This is a genomic window from Aquimarina rhabdastrellae (genome assembly GCA_947387485.1).
Taxonomy (GTDB): Bacteria; Bacteroidota; Bacteroidia; order Flavobacteriales; family Flavobacteriaceae; genus Aquimarina.
The window spans coordinates 1-18,582 of sequence record CANDNT010000030.1; the positions used below are offsets into that span (position 1 = coordinate 1).

18 protein-coding genes and 1 rRNA gene are annotated in these 18,582 nt (G+C 30.8%); 9 read left to right on the top strand and 10 right to left on the bottom strand.

The window, feature by feature from the left end:
• Positions 1-75 (top strand): 5S ribosomal RNA (gene rrf, locus ACYEKI_RS20680); the annotation flags it as partial.
• A gap of 59 nt (positions 76-134) precedes the next feature.
• On the opposite strand, the gene ACYEKI_RS20685 is transcribed toward rrf, so the two are convergent.
• Positions 135-1,307, bottom strand: a complete 1,173-nt coding sequence (locus tag ACYEKI_RS20685; protein WP_459213119.1) for a hypothetical protein — start codon at positions 1,305-1,307, stop codon at positions 135-137.
• 201 nt (positions 1,308-1,508) lie between these two features.
• Between ACYEKI_RS20685 and ACYEKI_RS20690 the strand changes: the two genes are divergently transcribed.
• The 3 genes from ACYEKI_RS20690 to ACYEKI_RS20700 all read left to right on the top strand — a co-directional run bounded on the left by ACYEKI_RS20690 (position 1,509) and on the right by ACYEKI_RS20700 (position 5,856).
• The gene (locus ACYEKI_RS20690; protein WP_459213120.1) at positions 1,509-3,428 is read left to right on the top strand and encodes a tetratricopeptide repeat-containing sensor histidine kinase; all 1,920 of its coding nucleotides are present in this window, start codon (positions 1,509-1,511) and stop codon (positions 3,426-3,428) included.
• Positions 3,425-4,180, top strand: a complete 756-nt coding sequence (locus tag ACYEKI_RS20695; protein ID WP_459213121.1) for a LytR/AlgR family response regulator transcription factor — start codon at positions 3,425-3,427, stop codon at positions 4,178-4,180. The genes ACYEKI_RS20690 and ACYEKI_RS20695 overlap by 4 nt, the downstream gene beginning before the upstream one ends.
• 380 nt (positions 4,181-4,560) lie before the next feature.
• Complete coding sequence (locus ACYEKI_RS20700; protein WP_459213122.1) at positions 4,561-5,856, top strand: GIN domain-containing protein; 1,296 nt, start codon at positions 4,561-4,563, stop codon at positions 5,854-5,856.
• 101 nt (positions 5,857-5,957) lie between these two features.
• Here the strand turns inward: ACYEKI_RS20700 and ACYEKI_RS20705 are convergent, their stop codons facing one another.
• Positions 5,958-6,566: a hypothetical protein gene (locus ACYEKI_RS20705; protein ID WP_459213123.1), complete on the bottom strand. Its 609-nt coding sequence runs from the start codon at positions 6,564-6,566 to the stop codon at positions 5,958-5,960.
• A 125-nt stretch (positions 6,567-6,691) separates the two neighbouring features.
• Complete coding sequence (locus ACYEKI_RS20710; RefSeq protein WP_459213124.1) at positions 6,692-7,039, bottom strand: 4Fe-4S dicluster domain-containing protein; 348 nt, start codon at positions 7,037-7,039, stop codon at positions 6,692-6,694.
• 62 nt (positions 7,040-7,101) lie between these two features.
• Here ACYEKI_RS20710 and ACYEKI_RS20715 point away from each other — a divergent pair, with 62 nt between their 5' ends.
• From ACYEKI_RS20715 to ACYEKI_RS20725, 3 genes are all read left to right on the top strand, one after another.
• Positions 7,102-8,196, top strand: a complete 1,095-nt coding sequence (locus ACYEKI_RS20715; RefSeq protein ID WP_459213125.1) for an acyl-CoA reductase — start codon at positions 7,102-7,104, stop codon at positions 8,194-8,196.
• A gap of 111 nt (positions 8,197-8,307) precedes the next feature.
• The gene (gene serC, locus ACYEKI_RS20720) at positions 8,308-9,372 is read left to right on the top strand and encodes a 3-phosphoserine/phosphohydroxythreonine transaminase (protein ID WP_459213126.1); all 1,065 of its coding nucleotides are present in this window, start codon (positions 8,308-8,310) and stop codon (positions 9,370-9,372) included.
• Between the two features lie 47 nt (positions 9,373-9,419).
• Positions 9,420-10,370: a D-2-hydroxyacid dehydrogenase gene (locus ACYEKI_RS20725; protein WP_459213127.1), complete on the top strand. Its 951-nt coding sequence runs from the start codon at positions 9,420-9,422 to the stop codon at positions 10,368-10,370.
• Positions 10,371-10,452: 82 nt separating this feature from the next.
• Here the strand turns inward: ACYEKI_RS20725 and ACYEKI_RS20730 are convergent, their stop codons facing one another.
• From ACYEKI_RS20730 to ACYEKI_RS20745, 4 genes are all read right to left on the bottom strand, one after another.
• Positions 10,453-10,989 carry a leucine-rich repeat domain-containing protein gene (locus ACYEKI_RS20730; RefSeq protein WP_459213128.1) on the bottom strand — a complete coding sequence of 179 codons (537 nt, stop codon included), beginning with the start codon at positions 10,987-10,989 and terminating at the stop codon, positions 10,453-10,455.
• Positions 10,990-11,287: 298 nt separating this feature from the next.
• Positions 11,288-11,716 carry a DUF4268 domain-containing protein gene (locus ACYEKI_RS20735; RefSeq protein ID WP_459213129.1) on the bottom strand — a complete coding sequence of 143 codons (429 nt, stop codon included), beginning with the start codon at positions 11,714-11,716 and terminating at the stop codon, positions 11,288-11,290.
• Positions 11,717-12,397, bottom strand: a complete 681-nt coding sequence (locus tag ACYEKI_RS20740) for a ZIP family metal transporter (protein ID WP_459213130.1) — start codon at positions 12,395-12,397, stop codon at positions 11,717-11,719. It abuts the gene before it with no gap.
• Positions 12,397-13,128, bottom strand: a complete 732-nt coding sequence (locus tag ACYEKI_RS20745) for an SAM-dependent methyltransferase (RefSeq protein WP_459213131.1) — start codon at positions 13,126-13,128, stop codon at positions 12,397-12,399. The genes ACYEKI_RS20740 and ACYEKI_RS20745 overlap by 1 nt, the downstream gene beginning before the upstream one ends.
• A 73-nt stretch (positions 13,129-13,201) precedes the next feature.
• On the opposite strand from ACYEKI_RS20745, the gene ACYEKI_RS20750 reads away from it, so the two are divergent.
• Positions 13,202-14,353 (top strand): THUMP domain-containing class I SAM-dependent RNA methyltransferase, encoded by a 1,152-nt coding sequence (locus ACYEKI_RS20750; protein WP_459213136.1) that lies wholly within the window; start codon positions 13,202-13,204, stop codon positions 14,351-14,353.
• A gap of 10 nt (positions 14,354-14,363) precedes the next feature.
• Here the strand turns inward: ACYEKI_RS20750 and ACYEKI_RS20755 are convergent, their stop codons facing one another.
• From ACYEKI_RS20755 to rlmD, 3 genes are read right to left on the bottom strand one after another with little or no spacing between them, the layout of a single operon-like run.
• Complete coding sequence (locus ACYEKI_RS20755) at positions 14,364-15,071, bottom strand: DUF6048 family protein (protein WP_459213132.1); 708 nt, start codon at positions 15,069-15,071, stop codon at positions 14,364-14,366.
• Positions 15,043-15,558, bottom strand: a complete 516-nt coding sequence (locus tag ACYEKI_RS20760) for a DUF6452 family protein (protein ID WP_459213133.1) — start codon at positions 15,556-15,558, stop codon at positions 15,043-15,045. The genes ACYEKI_RS20755 and ACYEKI_RS20760 overlap by 29 nt, the downstream gene beginning before the upstream one ends.
• A gap of 59 nt (positions 15,559-15,617) precedes the next feature.
• Positions 15,618-17,030 carry a 23S rRNA (uracil(1939)-C(5))-methyltransferase RlmD gene (rlmD, locus tag ACYEKI_RS20765; RefSeq protein ID WP_459213134.1) on the bottom strand — a complete coding sequence of 471 codons (1,413 nt, stop codon included), beginning with the start codon at positions 17,028-17,030 and terminating at the stop codon, positions 15,618-15,620.
• A 157-nt stretch (positions 17,031-17,187) separates the two neighbouring features.
• Here rlmD and rocD point away from each other — a divergent pair, with 157 nt between their 5' ends.
• Positions 17,188-18,432: an ornithine--oxo-acid transaminase gene (rocD, locus tag ACYEKI_RS20770; RefSeq protein ID WP_459213135.1), complete on the top strand. Its 1,245-nt coding sequence runs from the start codon at positions 17,188-17,190 to the stop codon at positions 18,430-18,432.
• Positions 18,433-18,582 lie beyond the last annotated feature (150 nt).

Below are 18,582 nucleotides of genomic sequence, written 5' to 3' on the forward strand. Positions count from 1 at the left end.
CCATTCCGAACAGAGAAGTTAAGCCCGATAGCGCCGATGGTACTGCGCTCGTGGGAGAGTAGGTCGCCGCCTTTTTTGAACCCTTCACAATATCTGTGAAGGGTTTTTTGTTTTGTATATGTTTTAATTGGATGTTAATTATTAATGGTCCAAACCCCAAGACTAGTACAACCATTAGGATTAGGTGTGATTGTAGACATATCAATAGTGGTAGTGTATGCATAAGGATTACTACAACATGGATCAGTAGGACCGCCTACACAACATAATGTTAAGCAAGCTCCTAATTGAAAAACACTATCAGGACAAACCATAAATTCAACAAAACCATTAAAATCTGGTTGATAATGACCATCAGAACCTTGGTAAGTTAACCCTTTGGCTGTAATTCCACATCCTGGATCTCCATTAGTATAGATAACTTGTAATTCCACACAAATTAATTCTTCACCACATGGCTCATCTGCATTCCAACTACTATTTACGCTAGTAATCTCTCCTAATAATACATTTCCTTGATTGGTTAAGATACCTGTTTGTTCCCAATAACCTGTTATTACATTCATCTCATATAGATTTACTTTTTCAGGAGTATCTTTTACTGTGATAGGGAAACCTACGGTAATAGGAGTTTTAGGATTAAGTTCTAGAGGTAATTCTTTTTCTGGGATAGTAGCTAATACTTCTATCATACCGAAAGAAGTTAATGGATATAATCGTCTACCATTACCTTCATCTGCAATAAAACTTCCTGGTGCGGTAAGTAAGTCCATTTGGTTTGATGCATCAAGAAAAGTAGTTTGTATAGCGACAGGACCACTATATGGCCTTCCTTCGTATATGAAAGCATCAGATGGGATTTTAAGAAAGCCTTCTTTTTCTAGTATTATTTCTCCACCTTCTCTAGAGTCTATAATAGAGGATCTACCACGATCTTTCATTAAAATAGTTAACTTACTATTAGATTTTATCCTTTTTGATATAGTAAGGTGATCATCATGTTCAAAAATGTAAACTTGACCCTCTTTAGGGAATTCTTTTTCTTTAAGTACAAAAGAACCATCTCCATCACTTATAGCTATAAGTTCTTCACCTTTTTTTATGGTAACATTACTTATAGGTTTATTAGTGTAGGCAGATAATATTTGACCTTTTAAATACTCATTTTTTTGATCTTTTTTTAATTCGGTAGTAATAACATTGTTTGAATCAATTCGCTCATCTATCTCTTGGTTACAGGAGATGGATGTGCTAACAGCAAATAGCAGACATAGAATAAGTTTGTGAAATTTAATTTGATTTTTCATGATGTGATATTAATTAGTTAATAATCTAAAATTAGAGATAATGTAAAGCCTGAGATAGAGGATTATAACTAGAAATAATGGGGTAAATGTCCCAAATCTGATTATGGTAAAAATGTAGTTTTTCTAATTAACAGTATTGAATAGTATTGAAAAATTGTATTTTTCAAGCATATAATGTTCTTAAATTGAACTTTACTAGGGATGAAGTACTATTTATTTTTCTTTCTTTTTATATCATTTTCTCTTTTTGGAATACAAAAAGAGGAAAATACTATTATTAAGGTTGTAGAAAAGATTGTTAATAAAGAGGATTCGATAACTAAAAATCAAAAATATAAAGCTGAAGCTGTCCGTTATAAGAAGTTATTTAATAATGCTCTTAATGCAGGTGATTCGAAATCTATTATAGAAATAGGGAGTAATTATCAAAGGTTACTATTGTTATATCTAAAAAGGACAAATGAAGCAAAAGAAGTATTAGAAAAGTTAGAAGAATATTGTCTTAAAGTTCATGATGATAAATGTTTAGCGGTTACGCAACTAAACTTTGCCTATTATTATCAATATACACAAGATTACATTAAGGCAATAAAGATGTATAAGGATGCTCTTGATTATTCTGAGAGAACTGATGATTGGTTAATGAAATGGTATGTATATACGTTTAGGGGGCAATTGTTTGAAGAGTTGGGGGATAAACAGAGTAGCCGTAAGGATTTAAAAAAAGCTTTACATATCATACCTGTAACAGATTCATCCAGAGCAAAGGGAATGAGTTATATAAACTTGGCATCTTCATTTTCAACAGAGAAAAAATCAGATTCGTTAATTTTCTATTCCAGAAAAAGTTTAGAATCGTTAGATAGAAATAAAGAATCTAGATTTTATAATATGGCTTTGAATAATATAGCTTGGGGGTTGACTCTTAATAAAGAATACGAAGCGGCATTGACCATAATTGAAAGTCAAATTGATTTTGATAATATTGATCATAATTATAAAGATTCTTTGTTTAGTGCTGTAATGCATACATTAGGAATTATCTATCGTGAATTAGGCGATTTAGAAAAGTCCGTTTTATATCTTAAAAAATCATTGAATTATTATCTCGATAGAAATGAATTGAGTACTATAATATTAACATATAATGATCTAGCTATAAGCTATGAAAGAGCTAATGATTTATCAAATAGCTTGAAAATGTTGAAAAAAGCTAAAGAGTATGAGGATATTTATGAGGAAATAAAATTCAAAAAAGAGATTGCTAAACTGAAAGTTAATAACCTTTTAGAAATTAAGAATGTTGAAATTTCTAATTTGGAAAAGAGAAATTCAGAGATAGGATCTAAGTTTAATAAAATCAGATTTTTTACTCTTTTGTTAATTAGTTTGATTTTGATATTAATTGGAATATTATTTTATCGAGGTTATACCAATAAGATTAAGCGCTATCAATTGAATCATGAGTTAAGCTTAATCCGGCTAAAGTCTTTAAGAACTACAATGAATCCTCATTTTTTATTTAATTCTTTTAGTACGTTACAAAATCTAATTTTGAAGAAAGAGCATTTAAAAGCTAATGAATATATGACTGAACTATCAGGTTTAATTAGAAGCGTTTTATCTAGTTCTGATAGTGTTTATATAGCATTAAAAGAAGAGTTACAGATTTTGAAAGCTTATATTAATATTGAAATGGGGCGTTTTGATGAATCGTTTAATTATCAAATAAAGATCGATGATCATCTTTTGGAGATGAACCCTAAAATTCCATCTATGATGATTCAACCTTATATAGAAAATGCTATTATACATGGTTTTTCTGATTCAAAAATTAATGGATTTTTAAAAATAATATTTGAATTGAAGGAGGAAAACATCATGTTATGCGTTATAGAAGACAATGGAATGGGAAGATCTTTAGCTTTAGAAAATAAAAGAAATAAAGAAAAACAGCACTTATCTATTGCAACTAGAAATACTGATGAACGTTTGAAAATATTAGACAAGTTAGGTAATGGTGTATTAGATGTCATTATAGAAGATCTAAAAAATGAAAAAGGTATAGCAATAGGAACGAAGGTTAAAATTACACTTCCTATAATATCACAAAACCTATGACACAGCTAAATTGCATTATTATAGATGATGAAAGAAAAGATAGGGAGAATTTGAGAATACTCTTGGATTCGTATTGCCCTAATATAAATATCATAGGAGAAGCTTATGATAGAGATTCTATTTATGAAGTATTAAAAGGAAATAATCCAGATCTTGTTTTTATGGATATTCAACTTGGGGCAATAGCTGTTTTTGATATACTAAAAGACTTAAAAGAGATCAATTTTAAGATTGTTTTTGTAACAGCATATGATAAATATGCTATTCAAGGATATCAATATGATGCTATTGATTATCTATTAAAACCGGTAGATCCAAAAAAAATGATACGTGTAATTGATAAGATAACACGAGTATCAAATAAGAAGACATCTGATGAACATCAAATAGAAAACCTTAGAACGTTTTATAATAAAACTTTTGAAACGTCGAGAATATCCATTACGGATTCTAAAGGAATACATGTAGTTAAAACAGCTGATATATTGTACTGTGTGAGCGATGGTAATTATACCACATTTATGATGCAAGATGGTAGAGAGATCGTGATTTCTAAAAATTTAAAACATTTTGAAACAAAATTAGATTCGTATGATTTTTTAAGAATCCATAAATCTTATCTTATTAATTTAAATCATATTGATTTTTTAATCAAAGAACAAGGAGGATACGTAACTATGAGAAACGGAAAATCATTACCTGTTTCTAGAAATAGTAAAAAAGAGCTCTATAAAAAAATGAATCTTCTTTAAGAATACACTTAGTCAAGGAATAATAGACGTTAATACAATAGAAACGGCACTTAAAACAGTGAGTGTATAAAACAAATACGAGGAAATATATATTTGTATAGACACAGACCTTTATACAAATTATGAAAAAGTCGCTTCTTAACTATAACTTAATCAGTAAATGTTTTGATATCTATATGTCAATATTATTGAAACATTTTATGGCTTGTAAATCTTCACGTTTCTAAGAATAGAAAGTGTTCCTAAAAAAGTACTTTTCTTCAGTTATCCGTATAAAAATATCAATTTATATAGACTAGTAGGATATATAAATTACGAGATAACTCACCTATTTTGAAAATCTTAAAAAATAATTGTTTTAACGTAAATATAAATTGACTATGAAAAAGATCAAGAAATCACTGTCTAGTATGTTGCTTTTGGTAATGGTATCATTTATTACATTCTCTTGTAATAATACTGATGATGCTATAACGCTAGAAGCTAATTTTGAAACTAGTTTACAAATAGAAAATAATCAAGCCAAAGTCGAACTCACAAATTTATCGGTAGGAGCTATAAGTTACTTATGGACTTTTGAAGGAGCAGAGAATATACAAACGTCTATTTTAGAACAACCAGAGGAGTTGATATATACAACTAATGGAACATATAGAATTACGCTTGTAATTACTAATGGGAATAGTACAGATTCGTTTAATCAAGAAATAACTATTAATGGTCTAGATGAAGATACGGATACAGATGATGATGAGCTTAATGCAAGTTTTGAAACTAATCTAGTTGTAGAACAAAATCAAGCAATAGTAACAGTAAATAATACTTCTATTGGAGCTAATAGTTACCAATGGACTTTTCAAAATGGTTCTCCAGAGGTATCATCTGAAGAAAATCCGGGAGAAATTATCTATACAGAGAATGGAACATATACAATTACATTAGAAGTTACCGATGGAGTTCATACGGATACAGAAAGTACCACGGTAACTATAAATGGAATAGGAGATTCTTCGTCATGTATAGAGGGAGAAGGAGCTTCTACAACAACTATTATTGATGGGTTAGGAACGTTTTCTAAAATAGAATTAAAATCAACTTTTGATGTAAATATTACAGAAGGTAATACTCATGAAGTAGAAGTTACAGGATATGAGAATTTAATAGCGTATTTAGATTTTATAGTAGAAGAAGATGTATTAATACTTCAGTTTGAAGAAGGTTGCTATAGTAATGTTAATTTAGAAGTTAATGTTAGTTTGCCTTCATTGGCAGCTATAACTAATGATGGTACAGGAGATATTAGTGTTAAATCATCATTTGCAGGAATGTCTAATTTAGAATTAAATATTAAGGGAACAGGAGTTATTCAAACTGTAGATACTTCTTTTGATATTAATGATAAATTAACAGCTACTCTTGCAGGAACAGGAGCAATAAACATAAATGGTGTAGCTAGAAATCTAGAAGTCACCCATAATGGAACAGGAAGCTTTAAAGCGTTTGGATTACAAACAGAAGAAGCAATTGTTAATAGTAACGCTACAGGCGATACAGAAGTTAATGTTAGTAATACTTTAAATGTGACAATAGGCGGCGTTGGAAATATATATTATAAAGGACAACCTACTATTAATAGTACGATAACAGGAACAGGACAATTAATAGATGCCAATTAATAAAAGCCTTAAAACTTTGATTATAATCCCCAATACCTAATCTTAGGACCTTAGGACTGAAAAATCCCTCAATCTTTATAATTGAGGGATTCAGTATTTTTTTAGTAACGATCGTAAACCCTAAAACGAACACCAACACGAGCATAAATATCAAAGAATTTGCTAGAGTTGCTATCAGATATAGAATTAACAAAATCATTCATTACACCAGCTTCGGCAATAATATCAAACATTTCTCCCATAGCAATACTAACACCGCCGCCATATACACCTCCGATAATTACTTGTTCTAGGTTGTCTGATTCAATTTTTTCACCATTAATTTTAAGACTAGAATTGATTCTAAAAGAAGGGCCTACATTTACAAAGCCTCGTACGTGCTTCCCAAAGAAGATTCTATATTTAGGAGTAAAACCAAATTGAAAAGATTCTATTTCTTGACCAGCTAGAGAGCCTTCAGAAAATTCACTTTTTCGTTGTAAAACTTCACCAGAGAAAACAATACTACTTTTAGCACGTTGATCGAGAATATATTCATAAGCAGCATTAAGTTGAAAACCGATACCTCTATTAGTATCTAATTCGATTCCTTCTTCAGATTCAAAATTAAATTGAGAAGAAACAATCCCAGCAGTTAACTCCCATCTGTATTGAGCCATTCCAGAAAATGAAAAAGCAAGGAATAGGGTGGCAATAATGAGTTTTTTCATAAAAAAATAATTAATTGTGTTTGTATTAGAAACGAATTTAAAAAAAACGTAAAAAATGAGACACAAAAAAACCTGCGCATTGAATGAACAGGTTGATATCATATTATTAAGTAGTTAAAAAAATACTACTGGTGCATAAAAGCTTGTTTAGCTAAAAGCTCTTCTTCGGTTTCAACAATGTCTTCATCTGGAACACAACAATCTACTGGGCAAACAGCAGCACATTGAGGTTCTTCATGAAAACCTTTACATTCTGTACATTTGTCAGGAACGATATAATAAATTTCGTCACTTACAGGCTCTTGAGCCTCATCAGCGTCGGCTTCTTTTCCATTAGGTAACATTATATTTCCTTCAAGATCAGTACCATCTGAATATCTCCAATCATCGGCACCTTCGTATATTGCAGTATTTGGGCATTCTGGTTCACAAGCCCCACAATTAATACATTCGTCTGTTATTATAATAGCCATAGCTTTTTTTGTTCTATTTTTGTACAAAAATAATCCCTAAACAATTGATAAACAAATTGGAAATGATTTTAAATGACCGAATTGTAGCTTTTACAGCATTAGGAGCTTTTTTAAATCAGTTTAAACCCTCTGGTAATAAGCTGAGTAACGCTATAATGCATAATGATTCTTTTTATGAAATTATGCAAAATAAAATAGTAACGGCAAAACATCATAATGGGTGGTTTACAGAAGAAAATGTACTTTATGCTATAGAGCAGTGGGCTAAGGCTTTGACTGAAGAAAATTTAAAACAATGGCTTGATGCTTATGATCTTTCTCAAGTACAAACAAAAACTGTAGGAGTGGTTATGGCTGGAAATATACCTTTGGTAGGATTTCATGATGTATTATGTGTTTTAATTGCGGGACATAAGATACAAATCAAGCAATCTTCAAACGATCAACAGCTTTTACCTTTATTATTAGAATATCTTATTACAGTAGAACCTAGATTTAAAGAATACATTTCTTTTACAAAAGATAAATTAGCTGATTTTGATGCTGTAATTGCTACAGGAAGCAATAATACTGCACGATATTTTGAATATTACTTTTCTAAGAAACCTAATATTATTCGTAAAAATAGAAATTCGGTAGCTGTACTTACTGGAGAAGAAACTAGTGAGGAGTTAAGTGCTTTAGGAGAAGACATTTTTAGATACTATGGGTTAGGATGTAGGAGTGTATCAAAGCTTTTGATTCCACAAGATTATGATTTTGATACCTTTTTTAAAGCAATGTATCCGTATAGCGGAATCATAGATGGAGATAAGTATGCTAATAATTATGACTATAATAAAGCAGTTTATTTAATGAGTAATTTTAAACTGCTAGAAAATGGATTCTTGGTTTTAAAAGAAGATCAAAGTTATGCATCACCAATAGCTTCTTTGTTTTATGAGAAATATGATACTATTTCTGATCTAGAAGAGCAGTTAAAAGAAGATAAAGAGCAAATACAATGTATTGTCAGTAATGGAGTAATAGAGGATAGTGTAACTTTTGGAAAAACACAACAACCTGAATTATGGGATTATGCAGATGGAGTTGATATAATTCAATTTTTAATACAAATAGGGGGAATAAATTATGATTTTGATACTAAAAAAGTATAAGATTATTACCACCTTTGTATCAGTTTGATGGCAAAGATTAAAAACTACAAGAAAATCACTTAAGCTGTCGATAATAATTAAATAAAATCACTAGATCACAAAGTTTTACAGATGAAAAAGCACAATTTTAGCGCCGGGCCATGTATACTACCTCAAGACGTATTTAAAGAAGCTTCACAATCCGTTTTGGATTTTAATGAATCTGGATTATCCATCTTAGAAATTTCACATCGAAGTAAAGATTTTGTTGATGTTATGGATGAGGCTAGAAGCCTTGTTCTTGAATTACTTCAATTAGAAGGTAAAGGCTATAAAGTATTGTTTTTACAAGGAGGTGCAAGTACACAATTTTTGATGACTGCGTATAATCTTTTAGAAAATAGTGCAGGATATCTTAATACAGGAACATGGAGTACCAAAGCAATTAAAGAAGCAGGATTATTTGGATCAATAAATGAAGTAGCTTCTTCTAAAGATCAAAACTTTAACTATATACCTAAAGGATATGAAATAAGTAAAGATTTAGATTATTTTCATTGTACGAGTAACAATACCATATTTGGTACCCAAATGAAAGCGTTTCCTACTATTTCTGTACCTATGGTATGCGATATGAGTAGTGATATTTTTTCTAGACAAATAGATTTTTTACAATTTGATTTAATCTATGCAGGAGCTCAAAAGAATTTAGGACCAGCAGGAACAACCCTTGTTGTTGTAAAAGAAGATATCTTAGGTAAAGTTTCTAGACAAATACCATCTATGTTAGATTATCAAGTGCATATAGGTAAAAGTAGTATGTTTAATACACCACCTGCATTTGCTGTATATACGTCTATGTTGACCTTGAGATGGTTAAAAGCTCAAGGAGGGATTAAAGCTATAGAAGAACTTAATGAGAAAAAAGCACAACTATTATATTCAGAGATTGATGTAAATCCTTTATTTAAAGGTTTTGCTGTAGAAGAAGATCGATCTATAATGAATGCTACATTTTCATTAATTAATGAAGATTTAAAAGAAACATTTGATGCTATGTGGAAAGAGGCTGGAATTAATGGTCTTAATGGACATAGAAGTGTAGGAGGTTATAGAGCTAGTATGTATAACGCATTAACAATAGATAGTGTAGCGGTATTAGTAGATGTAATGAGCGATTTAGAACGTAAAGCATAAAAATAAAATTGTCTTGTTAAAGATTTAAATAAAGAAAAGAAAAGAAAATGAAAGTATTAGCTAATGATGGCATTTCTCAAAGCGGAAAAGAAGCTTTGGAAAAGGCAGGTTTTGAAGTGAATACAACAACAGTAGCTCAAAATCAATTAGTAAATTATATAAATACTAATGAAATAACAGTGTTATTAGTACGTAGTGCTACTAAAGTACGTACAGATATTATTGATAATTGTTCTAGTCTAAAGATTATTGGACGAGGAGGAGTAGGTATGGATAATATTGATGTTGAATATGCTAAATCAAAAGGATTACATGTTATTAATACTCCTGCGGCATCTTCATCATCTGTAGCAGAGCTGGTTTTTGCTCACCTTTATGGAGGAGTTCGTTCATTATATGATGCTAATAGAAATATGCCTCTAGAAGGAGATTCTAAGTTTAAGGCACTTAAAAAAGCATATGCGGGTGGAATCGAATTAAGAGGGAAAACATTAGGGATTATTGGTATAGGTCGTATAGGTCAAGCTGTCGCCAAAATAGCAATAGGTATTGGTATGAAAGTAATAGCTTTTGATCCTTTTATCGAAGAGGTTGATTTACAATTAGATTTTTTTGATGGACAAACAGCTGATTTTAAAATAAAGACGATTGCTAAAGAAGAAGTTCTTAAAAATGCAGATTTTATAACATTACATGTTCCTGCTCAAAAAGATTATGTAATCGGTAAAAAAGAACTAGAATTAATGAAATCAGGTTCTGGTATTATTAATGCTGCTAGAGGTGGTGTTATTGACGAAGTAGCGTTAATTGATGCTCTTAATGAAGATAAAATTAGTTTTGCAGGATTAGATACTTTTGAAGAAGAACCTACACCAGCAATTCAAGTATTAATGAATCAAAAAGTGTCATTGTCTCCACATATTGGAGCAGCGACAAAAGAGGCACAAGATCGTATTGGTTTAGAATTAGCTTCTCAAATCGTAGAGATTTTAAAGTAAGATTTAAAACATAATATTAAAAAGAAACAGCACTCATTTAAATGAGTGCTGTTTCTTTTTAATTCTAATAGTACTTTTAAATTTAATCATCAAAAGTACTAGAAATAAGGTTACCAGTGATATCTAAGCTTTCTATAGCTTTATTCTGGCTTAAATCAAGTTCTTTAATTTTATTATTTGAACAACTTAACGTGATTAGATTAGTGTTTGCTTTTACATCTAAATCTCCTAAGTCGTTATTTTTGCAATACAGATACTGTAAAGATTTAGTATCAGGTACTTTTAAAAATGTAAGTTTATTATCATAACAATCTACACGTTCTAGAAGCTTATTATTTTCTAGGTTTAAATGCATTAAATTGTTTCCGTGGCAATCTAGAAAAGAAATGTTGCTAAAAGCCTCAATACCTTTTAAATTTTTAATATTTTGATTATAGACAACTACTTTTTTTGCAGCTTGAGCTTCGGTAAGTTGAATCTCTCCATCATTATTAGTGTCTATTACAGGATCGTGATACAATAATGCTTTTTTAAAATTTGTATCAGGGATATCTACTACTTCTTGCGCATGTGTAGTAAATGCAGTTAGTCCCAACGTTAGAAAAAGTAATTTTTTCACCATAGAAATTTTTAGTTGTTAGTAATTTTTTCCATAACACATAAATAATCAATGCACAACTGTGTAATTACTGTACATTAATGCCGATAAATTCACGTAAGGGTTAGTTCAGATGTAGCATGATTTGAGGTTAAAAAAGCAATAAAGATTCTTTTAAATTAAAAAGTTAATTTGTTAAGAATATTTTTGGGGAGGTATTGCTTTTTTGAATACTACATGACAAAAGTAGGGTATCTTTTAAAAAACACCAAAATATAGTTGCTTTCTTTGTATTAATTGTAAATTAACTAAGAGTGAATTAATCTTTAATGAAATCTTGATACTCTAGGAAAAACAACTCTAAAGCTTCCATATTCTTATATAAGAACAAATACGTTTGTTCCCATGTTTTTCTATTGTGGATACTTACTTTAGGAAGTTCAACATACACTCTAGAAATGATTTTTCCATTTTCTAATTCATAACGATCATCATATATAATGTCGTTTAAATAGTCTGTTGTGAGTATATTTTTTAAGCTTAATAATTTATCATAGTAATAAGCTTGTATAACTTCATCTTGATGTTCAATATCTATTGATACTTGAGCTTTTTTTGTCGTAAAAGTAAATTTGAGTGTAAAATCTTTGATTTTGGTATTATATAAAATCCATTTTCTAGGGTACTCTTTCCCAAATGAAGTCCAGAATTCTTGACGTATTTTTTTTGATTCTTCTCTACTAAACATTTATATAAGATAAGCGGTTATTATTGCTATAAGAATAACAAGAAGTTTGGTTAAGTTAAAACTGTGTCCTTCATTACTTTCAAAAAGGATAGTAGTTGAAATATGTAAAAATATTCCAATTACTAGAGCTGTGATCTGTTTGTAATAGGCTTGAATACCAGTAAATGTTTCAGCGATAAAACTACCTAAAGGTGTCATAAAAGCAAATAACATCAAAAAGAACAAAGATTTATATTTGCTGATTTTGGTTTGTAATAAAAAGGTGGTAAGAATCATAGCTACAGGTACTTTATGAATTATGATTCCTATAAGTAGTCCATTTTCGGTATGATGCAGAGGAAACCCTTCAAGTAAGGCATGAATTCCTAAACTGGAGAATAATACCCATGGAAGCTTAGTTCTATCCTTACTTAAATGTACATGACCGTGTTCTGCTCCTTTAGAAAAATATTCTAAGAAAATTTGAAGTAAAATACCTCCCATGATCCAGATCCCAGTTTGCTTAGCATACATATGATCTTCAAAAACCTCGGGAAGTAAATTAAATACAGTAATAGCCAATAAAAAAGCGCCACTAAAAGCTAATAATAACTTTAGATTTTTCTGATTAGAGGGTTTAAATAAAATTACAATCAAGAATCCAATGGAAACTGAGAGTATGGGAAAAATATAATTATGCACTATTTAAAAATCATTATTAGTCTAGGAGACGTTTGTAAATTGAATGGCTTAAGATGATAATCACCAAAAATATCTAATAAATGTATACCAGCTTGTTCAAAGTATCGCTCGAAATCTTGAAGCGTAATCGCTTCTACTTTTTCTGAAAAAGAAAATGATTGACCATTATCTTCAAACGAAATATCTTTATAGATATAGCCATCTTTTGCATAGCGTTTGATATTAAAAGTAATGTTGTCTACTACTTTTTGTTCATCTGCAACTAAATTTGAGATTACATAATCTGCATTTAGGAAATCAATAACACCAAATCCAGTTTCATTTAAATTTGCTTTAATAGCTTGAATCGTGTCCAAATTGTCTTTTTCATGTTCAAAATACCCAAAACTTGTGAATAGATTAAAAACAGCATCAAACTGTTGTGAAAAAGGTTGGCGCATATCATGAATTTTGAATTGCAAATTGTCATTTGCAAATTGAGATGCGTGTGTAATACTATTTTTGGATAAATCGACACCAGTAACTTTGTATCCTATTTTATTTAGATAGATACTGTGTCTCCCTTTACCACAAGCTAAGTCCAATATATGATTATTAGACTCCAGACTGAGGTACTGGGTTAAGTTATCCATAAACATTTGCGCTTCAGTATAATTTCTCTCTTTGTATAATATATGGTAATATGGTGTGTCGAACCATGAAGCATACCACTTTGTTGAATCTTTTAGCATAGGGCGCAAAATTAATGTATTTTTGTCTTTTAATAAATATTCTAAGAATAAGATAGTGAGTAAATCATTTAAAATGATTGCCAAAACATTTTTTGGCTTTGAAGAAGTACTAGCAAAAGAACTCAGAAACTTAGGTGCAGAGCGTGTACAGATAGGAACACGTATGGTGAGTTTTTATGGAGATAAGGGATTTATGTATAAGGCTAATTTGTGTCTGCGTACGGCATTGAAAATTCTTAAACCTATAAAAACCAAAAAAGTATATAACGAAAAAAGTTTATACGATTTTATTTATAAAGTTGATTGGGATCAATTTATGGATGCCAATGATACTTTTGCAATAAATGCTACCGTAAATTCTACTATTTTTAAACATTCTCATTATGTGGCTTTAAAATCCAAAGACGCTATAGTTGATAAGTTTAGAAATGAAACTGGGAAACGCCCTAAGGTAGATACAGATAGACCAGATATTCAAATCAATATACATATACAGCAAGATACGTGTACCATATCTTTGGATAGTTCTGGAGGATCATTGCATCATAGAGGATATCGAACTGCAACCAATATCGCTCCGATTAATGAGGTACTTGCTGCGGGATTGTTATTACTATCAGGTTGGGATGGTCAATGTGATTTTGTAGATCCTATGTGTGGTAGCGGAACTCTAGCTATAGAGGCAGCCATGATTGCATGTAATATACCAGCAAATTTAAATCGTAAAGAATTTGCTTTTGAGAGATGGTTAGATTGGGATTTAGATTTATTTGAATTAATCGAAAAATCAGTATTAAATAAAACTAGAGATTTTCATTACTCAATTAAAGGATATGATAAAGCACCATCTGCAGTAAGAAAGGCAGTTGATAATGTAAAGAATGCTAATCTTGATGATTTTGTTTCTATATCTAATGCTAATTTTTTTGAAGGAACAAAAGAAGATAAGGAAAAGCCATTACATATGGTATTTAACCCTCCTTATGGAGAACGATTGGAACTTAATGAAGAAGAATTCTATAGTGAAATAGGAGATACCTTAAAGAAAGAGTATCCTAATACACAAGCTTGGTTTATAACATCAAATATAGAAGCCTTGAAGTTTGTGGGGTTAAGACCTTCTAGAAAGATAAAAGTATTTAATGGTAAATTAGAATCTCGCTTAGTAAAATACGAAATGTATGCGGGAAGTAAAAAAGCTAAATATCAAGAAAAGAAAAAGTAATGGGTATCCATTACTTTTTCTTTTTATAAAAGGGTAGTAGATAGGTTATCGTATAACCATATCCTGCACCAAATTTGCTAAAGTCGTTTGTTTTTCCAAAACCTGGGATATAAAGGTTATCAAAACGATCAGGAGTCTCTTCGTTAATCATGCGACGTATAGATACGTTAATATCCAAGAATAAGTTTTTAAGTAATTCGGCTTTAATTCCTAGTTTTAAACCAATCCAACTAGCCGTTAAACCACTTTGTTCTATTACTTCATCTCTAATATCTGGATCAAAAAATGTATTATCGGTATAAATAGTATAATCATTTAAAGTCTGACTAAACGTAGAAAGACCATAACGAAGACCAACATAAATGCTATTTTGCATTCCAAACCAGTTGTCATAAGTATTATAATCCATACCGATTCTTATAAATGAACCGTCTGCTTTTACATTAAGATTTTCTTCGTCTGTAAGTAAACTTTCGTTACCAAACTCGGCAGCGATATAATAATTCTTAAAAAGACGATAATCAGCAACTACTTCAAAACCTTGATAATCGTCATCAATAGCTGTTCTTAATAATCTACTTAAATCAACACCTGCTCTTATACCGTATTTTTGAGAACGTAAAGTGGTATCTTGTTTTTTTGTAGCAACTTCATCTTGAGCAATAGCTGTCGTAAAGCAGCAAAATATACTAATGATAGATAAATAAATGTACTTCATTTTCATTTTCGATGTTAACTTGTTGTCTTTCGTTATCCAATATCCAAAAATCAGTATCTCCATCAGGATTTGTTATTGTGATTGTAAAGCCCTGAAAAACGGTTTTAAAACCACATGCTCTACTTACATACTGATCTTCTGGAGTATATTGAATACTTACAATATCTATATTTTCTGAGGTTGCATCTCCAAAATTGGAAATAAATTCATACTCAGTTGATGAGGCATTAGTTTGTAGCGGAATTGTGATAGCATTTGAGTTTTGTACTGATGAGAAAAGTACATTATCAGTTCCTAATAACCTTACTTGAAAATCAGGAACATTTTTTTGTTGAGTCCTATTACTGTTATTATAGAACTCTATACTCATAAGTGGTGTGGTGGGAGTATCTGCAGCACAGATGTCATCTCTTTCACAGCCTAATATTCCAAAGAAACTACTTAAGATTAAGCTTCCTATGAATATTTTATTTAATATATTTTGCATAAGAATTAATTCAATTACTAACTATTAAATACGCACTTTATATAGATAAATTGCAAATTTTATACCCTTTTTTCCAAAAGTACAACGTTTTCTACATGATATGTCTGTGGAAACATATCTACAGCCTGTACTTTTGTCACTTTGTATGCATGATCCATTAAAGCTAAATCTCTAGCTTGAGTTGCACTATTACAACTTACATAAACGATACGTTCTGGAGCTATATGTAGGAGTTGAGCAACAACATCTTTATGCATTCCATCACGAGGGGGATCTGTAATTACAACATCGGGTTGACCATGTTGAGCGATAAACTCATTTGTAAAGACTTTCTTCATATCACCTACATAAAATTCTGCATTAGTGATATTGTTGTTTTGGGCATTAACTTTGGCATCTTCAATAGCTTCAGGAACAGCTTCTACACCAATTACTTTTTTTGCTTTTTTAGAAACAAATTGCGCAATAGTTCCTGTACCAGTATATAAGTCATATACTAACTCATCACCTGTTAAATTAGCAAAATCACGTGTTATCTTATATAATTCGTAAGCTTGTTTAGAATTGGTTTGGTAAAACGATTTAGCGTTAATCTTGAAACGTAAACCTTCCATTTCTTCTTCAATATGATCTTTTCCTTTATAACAAATTACATCTTGATCATAAATTGTATCATTTCCTTTGGTATTAACTACATATAATAAGGAAGTGACTTGAGGGAATTCATTTGCAATAAAATCTAATAGCAAAGCTCTTTGATCAGCATCCTCATAAAAAAACTGGATTAAAACCATGATTTCTCCAGTAGAGGCGATACGAATCATTAATGAACGAAGAAAACCAGTTTTATTTCTAGCATTATAAAAATCAAGACCATTTGCAGTAGCAAAATCTTTGATTTTATTACGTAATTCATTACTAGGATCTTCTTGTAAATGACATTTGTTAAGATCTAAAATCTTATCCCACATACCTGGAATATGAAACCCTAAAGCATTGCGATTTTCTATTTGAGTATCGCTTTGGATTTCTTCAAGAGTTAACCAACGACTATCGCTAAAGGAAAATTCCATTTTATTGCGATAGAAGTATTGTTGCTCAGATCCTAAAATAGGAGTTACTTCTGGTAATTCTATTTTTCCTAAACGAGTAAGATTGTTTTCTACTTCTTTCTGTTTAAAATACAATTGGTGCTCATAGCCCATAGATTGCCATTTGCAACCACCACATGTGCCAAAGTGTTCACAAACAGGATCTACACGTCTTTCAGAGAATACTTTAAAATTTGTAGCTGAGCCTTCATAATAAGCTTTACGCTTTTTTGTAGTTTGAATATCAACTACATCACCAGGAACTGCATTATTAATAAAAATGACTTTACCATCAGGAGCTTTGGCTATACTTTTACCTTTTGCTCCTGCATCAATTACTTCAATGTTTTCAAAAACTTGTTTTCGATTCTTTCTTGCCATAGCGCAAAAATAGAATAAATGTGAGGATTAAGTACTTTGTAACTCGAAAAATCAATAAAGATTTAGTATTTTGCAACCAACTTCTAAAGGATGATTTCTCTCCTGAAAAATAAGATCAAAGTAGGAATCGTAAAGTTTTATTTTAACAACGTTTACAATGGCAGTTTTAGAACAAAAGTCATCACAACAATTAATCGAACTAGAAGATAAGTATGGAGCACATAATTACCACCCACTACCAGTAGTATTGAGTAAGGGAGAAGGTGTATATGTGTGGGATGTAGAAGGAAAAAAATATTATGATTTCTTAAGTGCATATTCGGCAGTTAATCAAGGACACTGTCATCCTAAAATTGTAGATGCTATGGTAAGTCAAGCTAAAGTATTGACTTTAACATCAAGAGCATTTTACAATGATAAATTAGGAGAGTATGAGAAATTTGCAACAGAGTATTTTGGGTATGATAAGTTATTACCTATGAATACTGGTGCAGAAGCTGTTGAAACTGCTTTGAAATTATGTAGAAAATGGGCATATGAAAAGAAAGGAATTGCAGAAAATGAAGCTCAAATTATAGTATGTAAAAATAACTTCCACGGGAGAACTACTACGATAATTTCATTCTCAAATGATCCAGTAGCTAGAAAGAATTTTGGACCATTTACTAATGGATTTATCAAGATTGAATATGATAATCTAGCGGCTTTAGAAGAAGCATTAACTACTAATAAAAATGTAGCAGGTTTCATGGCTGAGCCTATCCAAGGTGAAGCAGGTGTATATGTGCCATCTGAAGGATATTTGGCTAAAGCTAAAGCATTGTGTGAAAAACATGGTGTTTTATTCATAGCAGATGAGGTACAGACAGGAATTGCTCGTACAGGAAAATTATTAGCAGTAGATCATGAAGATGTAAAAGCTGATATTTTAATTTTAGGAAAAGCAATCTCTGGTGGGGCATATCCAGTATCTGCAGTTTTGGCAAACGATGATATTATGGAGGTAATTAAGCCTGGTAACCACGGAAGTACTTTTGGAGGAAATCCAGTTGCTGCTGCGGTGGCTACTGCTGCTCTTGAAGTGATACGTGACGAAAAGTTAGCAGAAAATGCTCAGGAGCTAGGAGAATTATTCCGTGCTGAGATGAACAAATATATAGAGACGTCTAATATTGTTACCTTAGTAAGAGGTAAAGGATTATTAAATGCAATAGTAATTAATGATCACGAAGAGAGCGAGACTGCTTGGAATATTTGTGTAGCATTAAAAGATAATGGTTTATTAGCTAAACCTACACATGGAAATATTATTCGTTTTGCACCACCATTAGTAATGACTAAGGAGCAATTAATGGATTGTGTTGCTATTATCACTAAGACTTTAAAAGAATTTGAGAAGTAAAATATTCTTAAATTAATGTGAGTCGTCCTAAAATAGGTTGACAATTTTTAAATAAGATATAGATTAAACCAGCGAAGTTAACTTCGCTGGTTTTTTGTTGTGTATAAAATTAGGTGTTTTCATATTAAGAGCCATATGAGGTCTTAGATT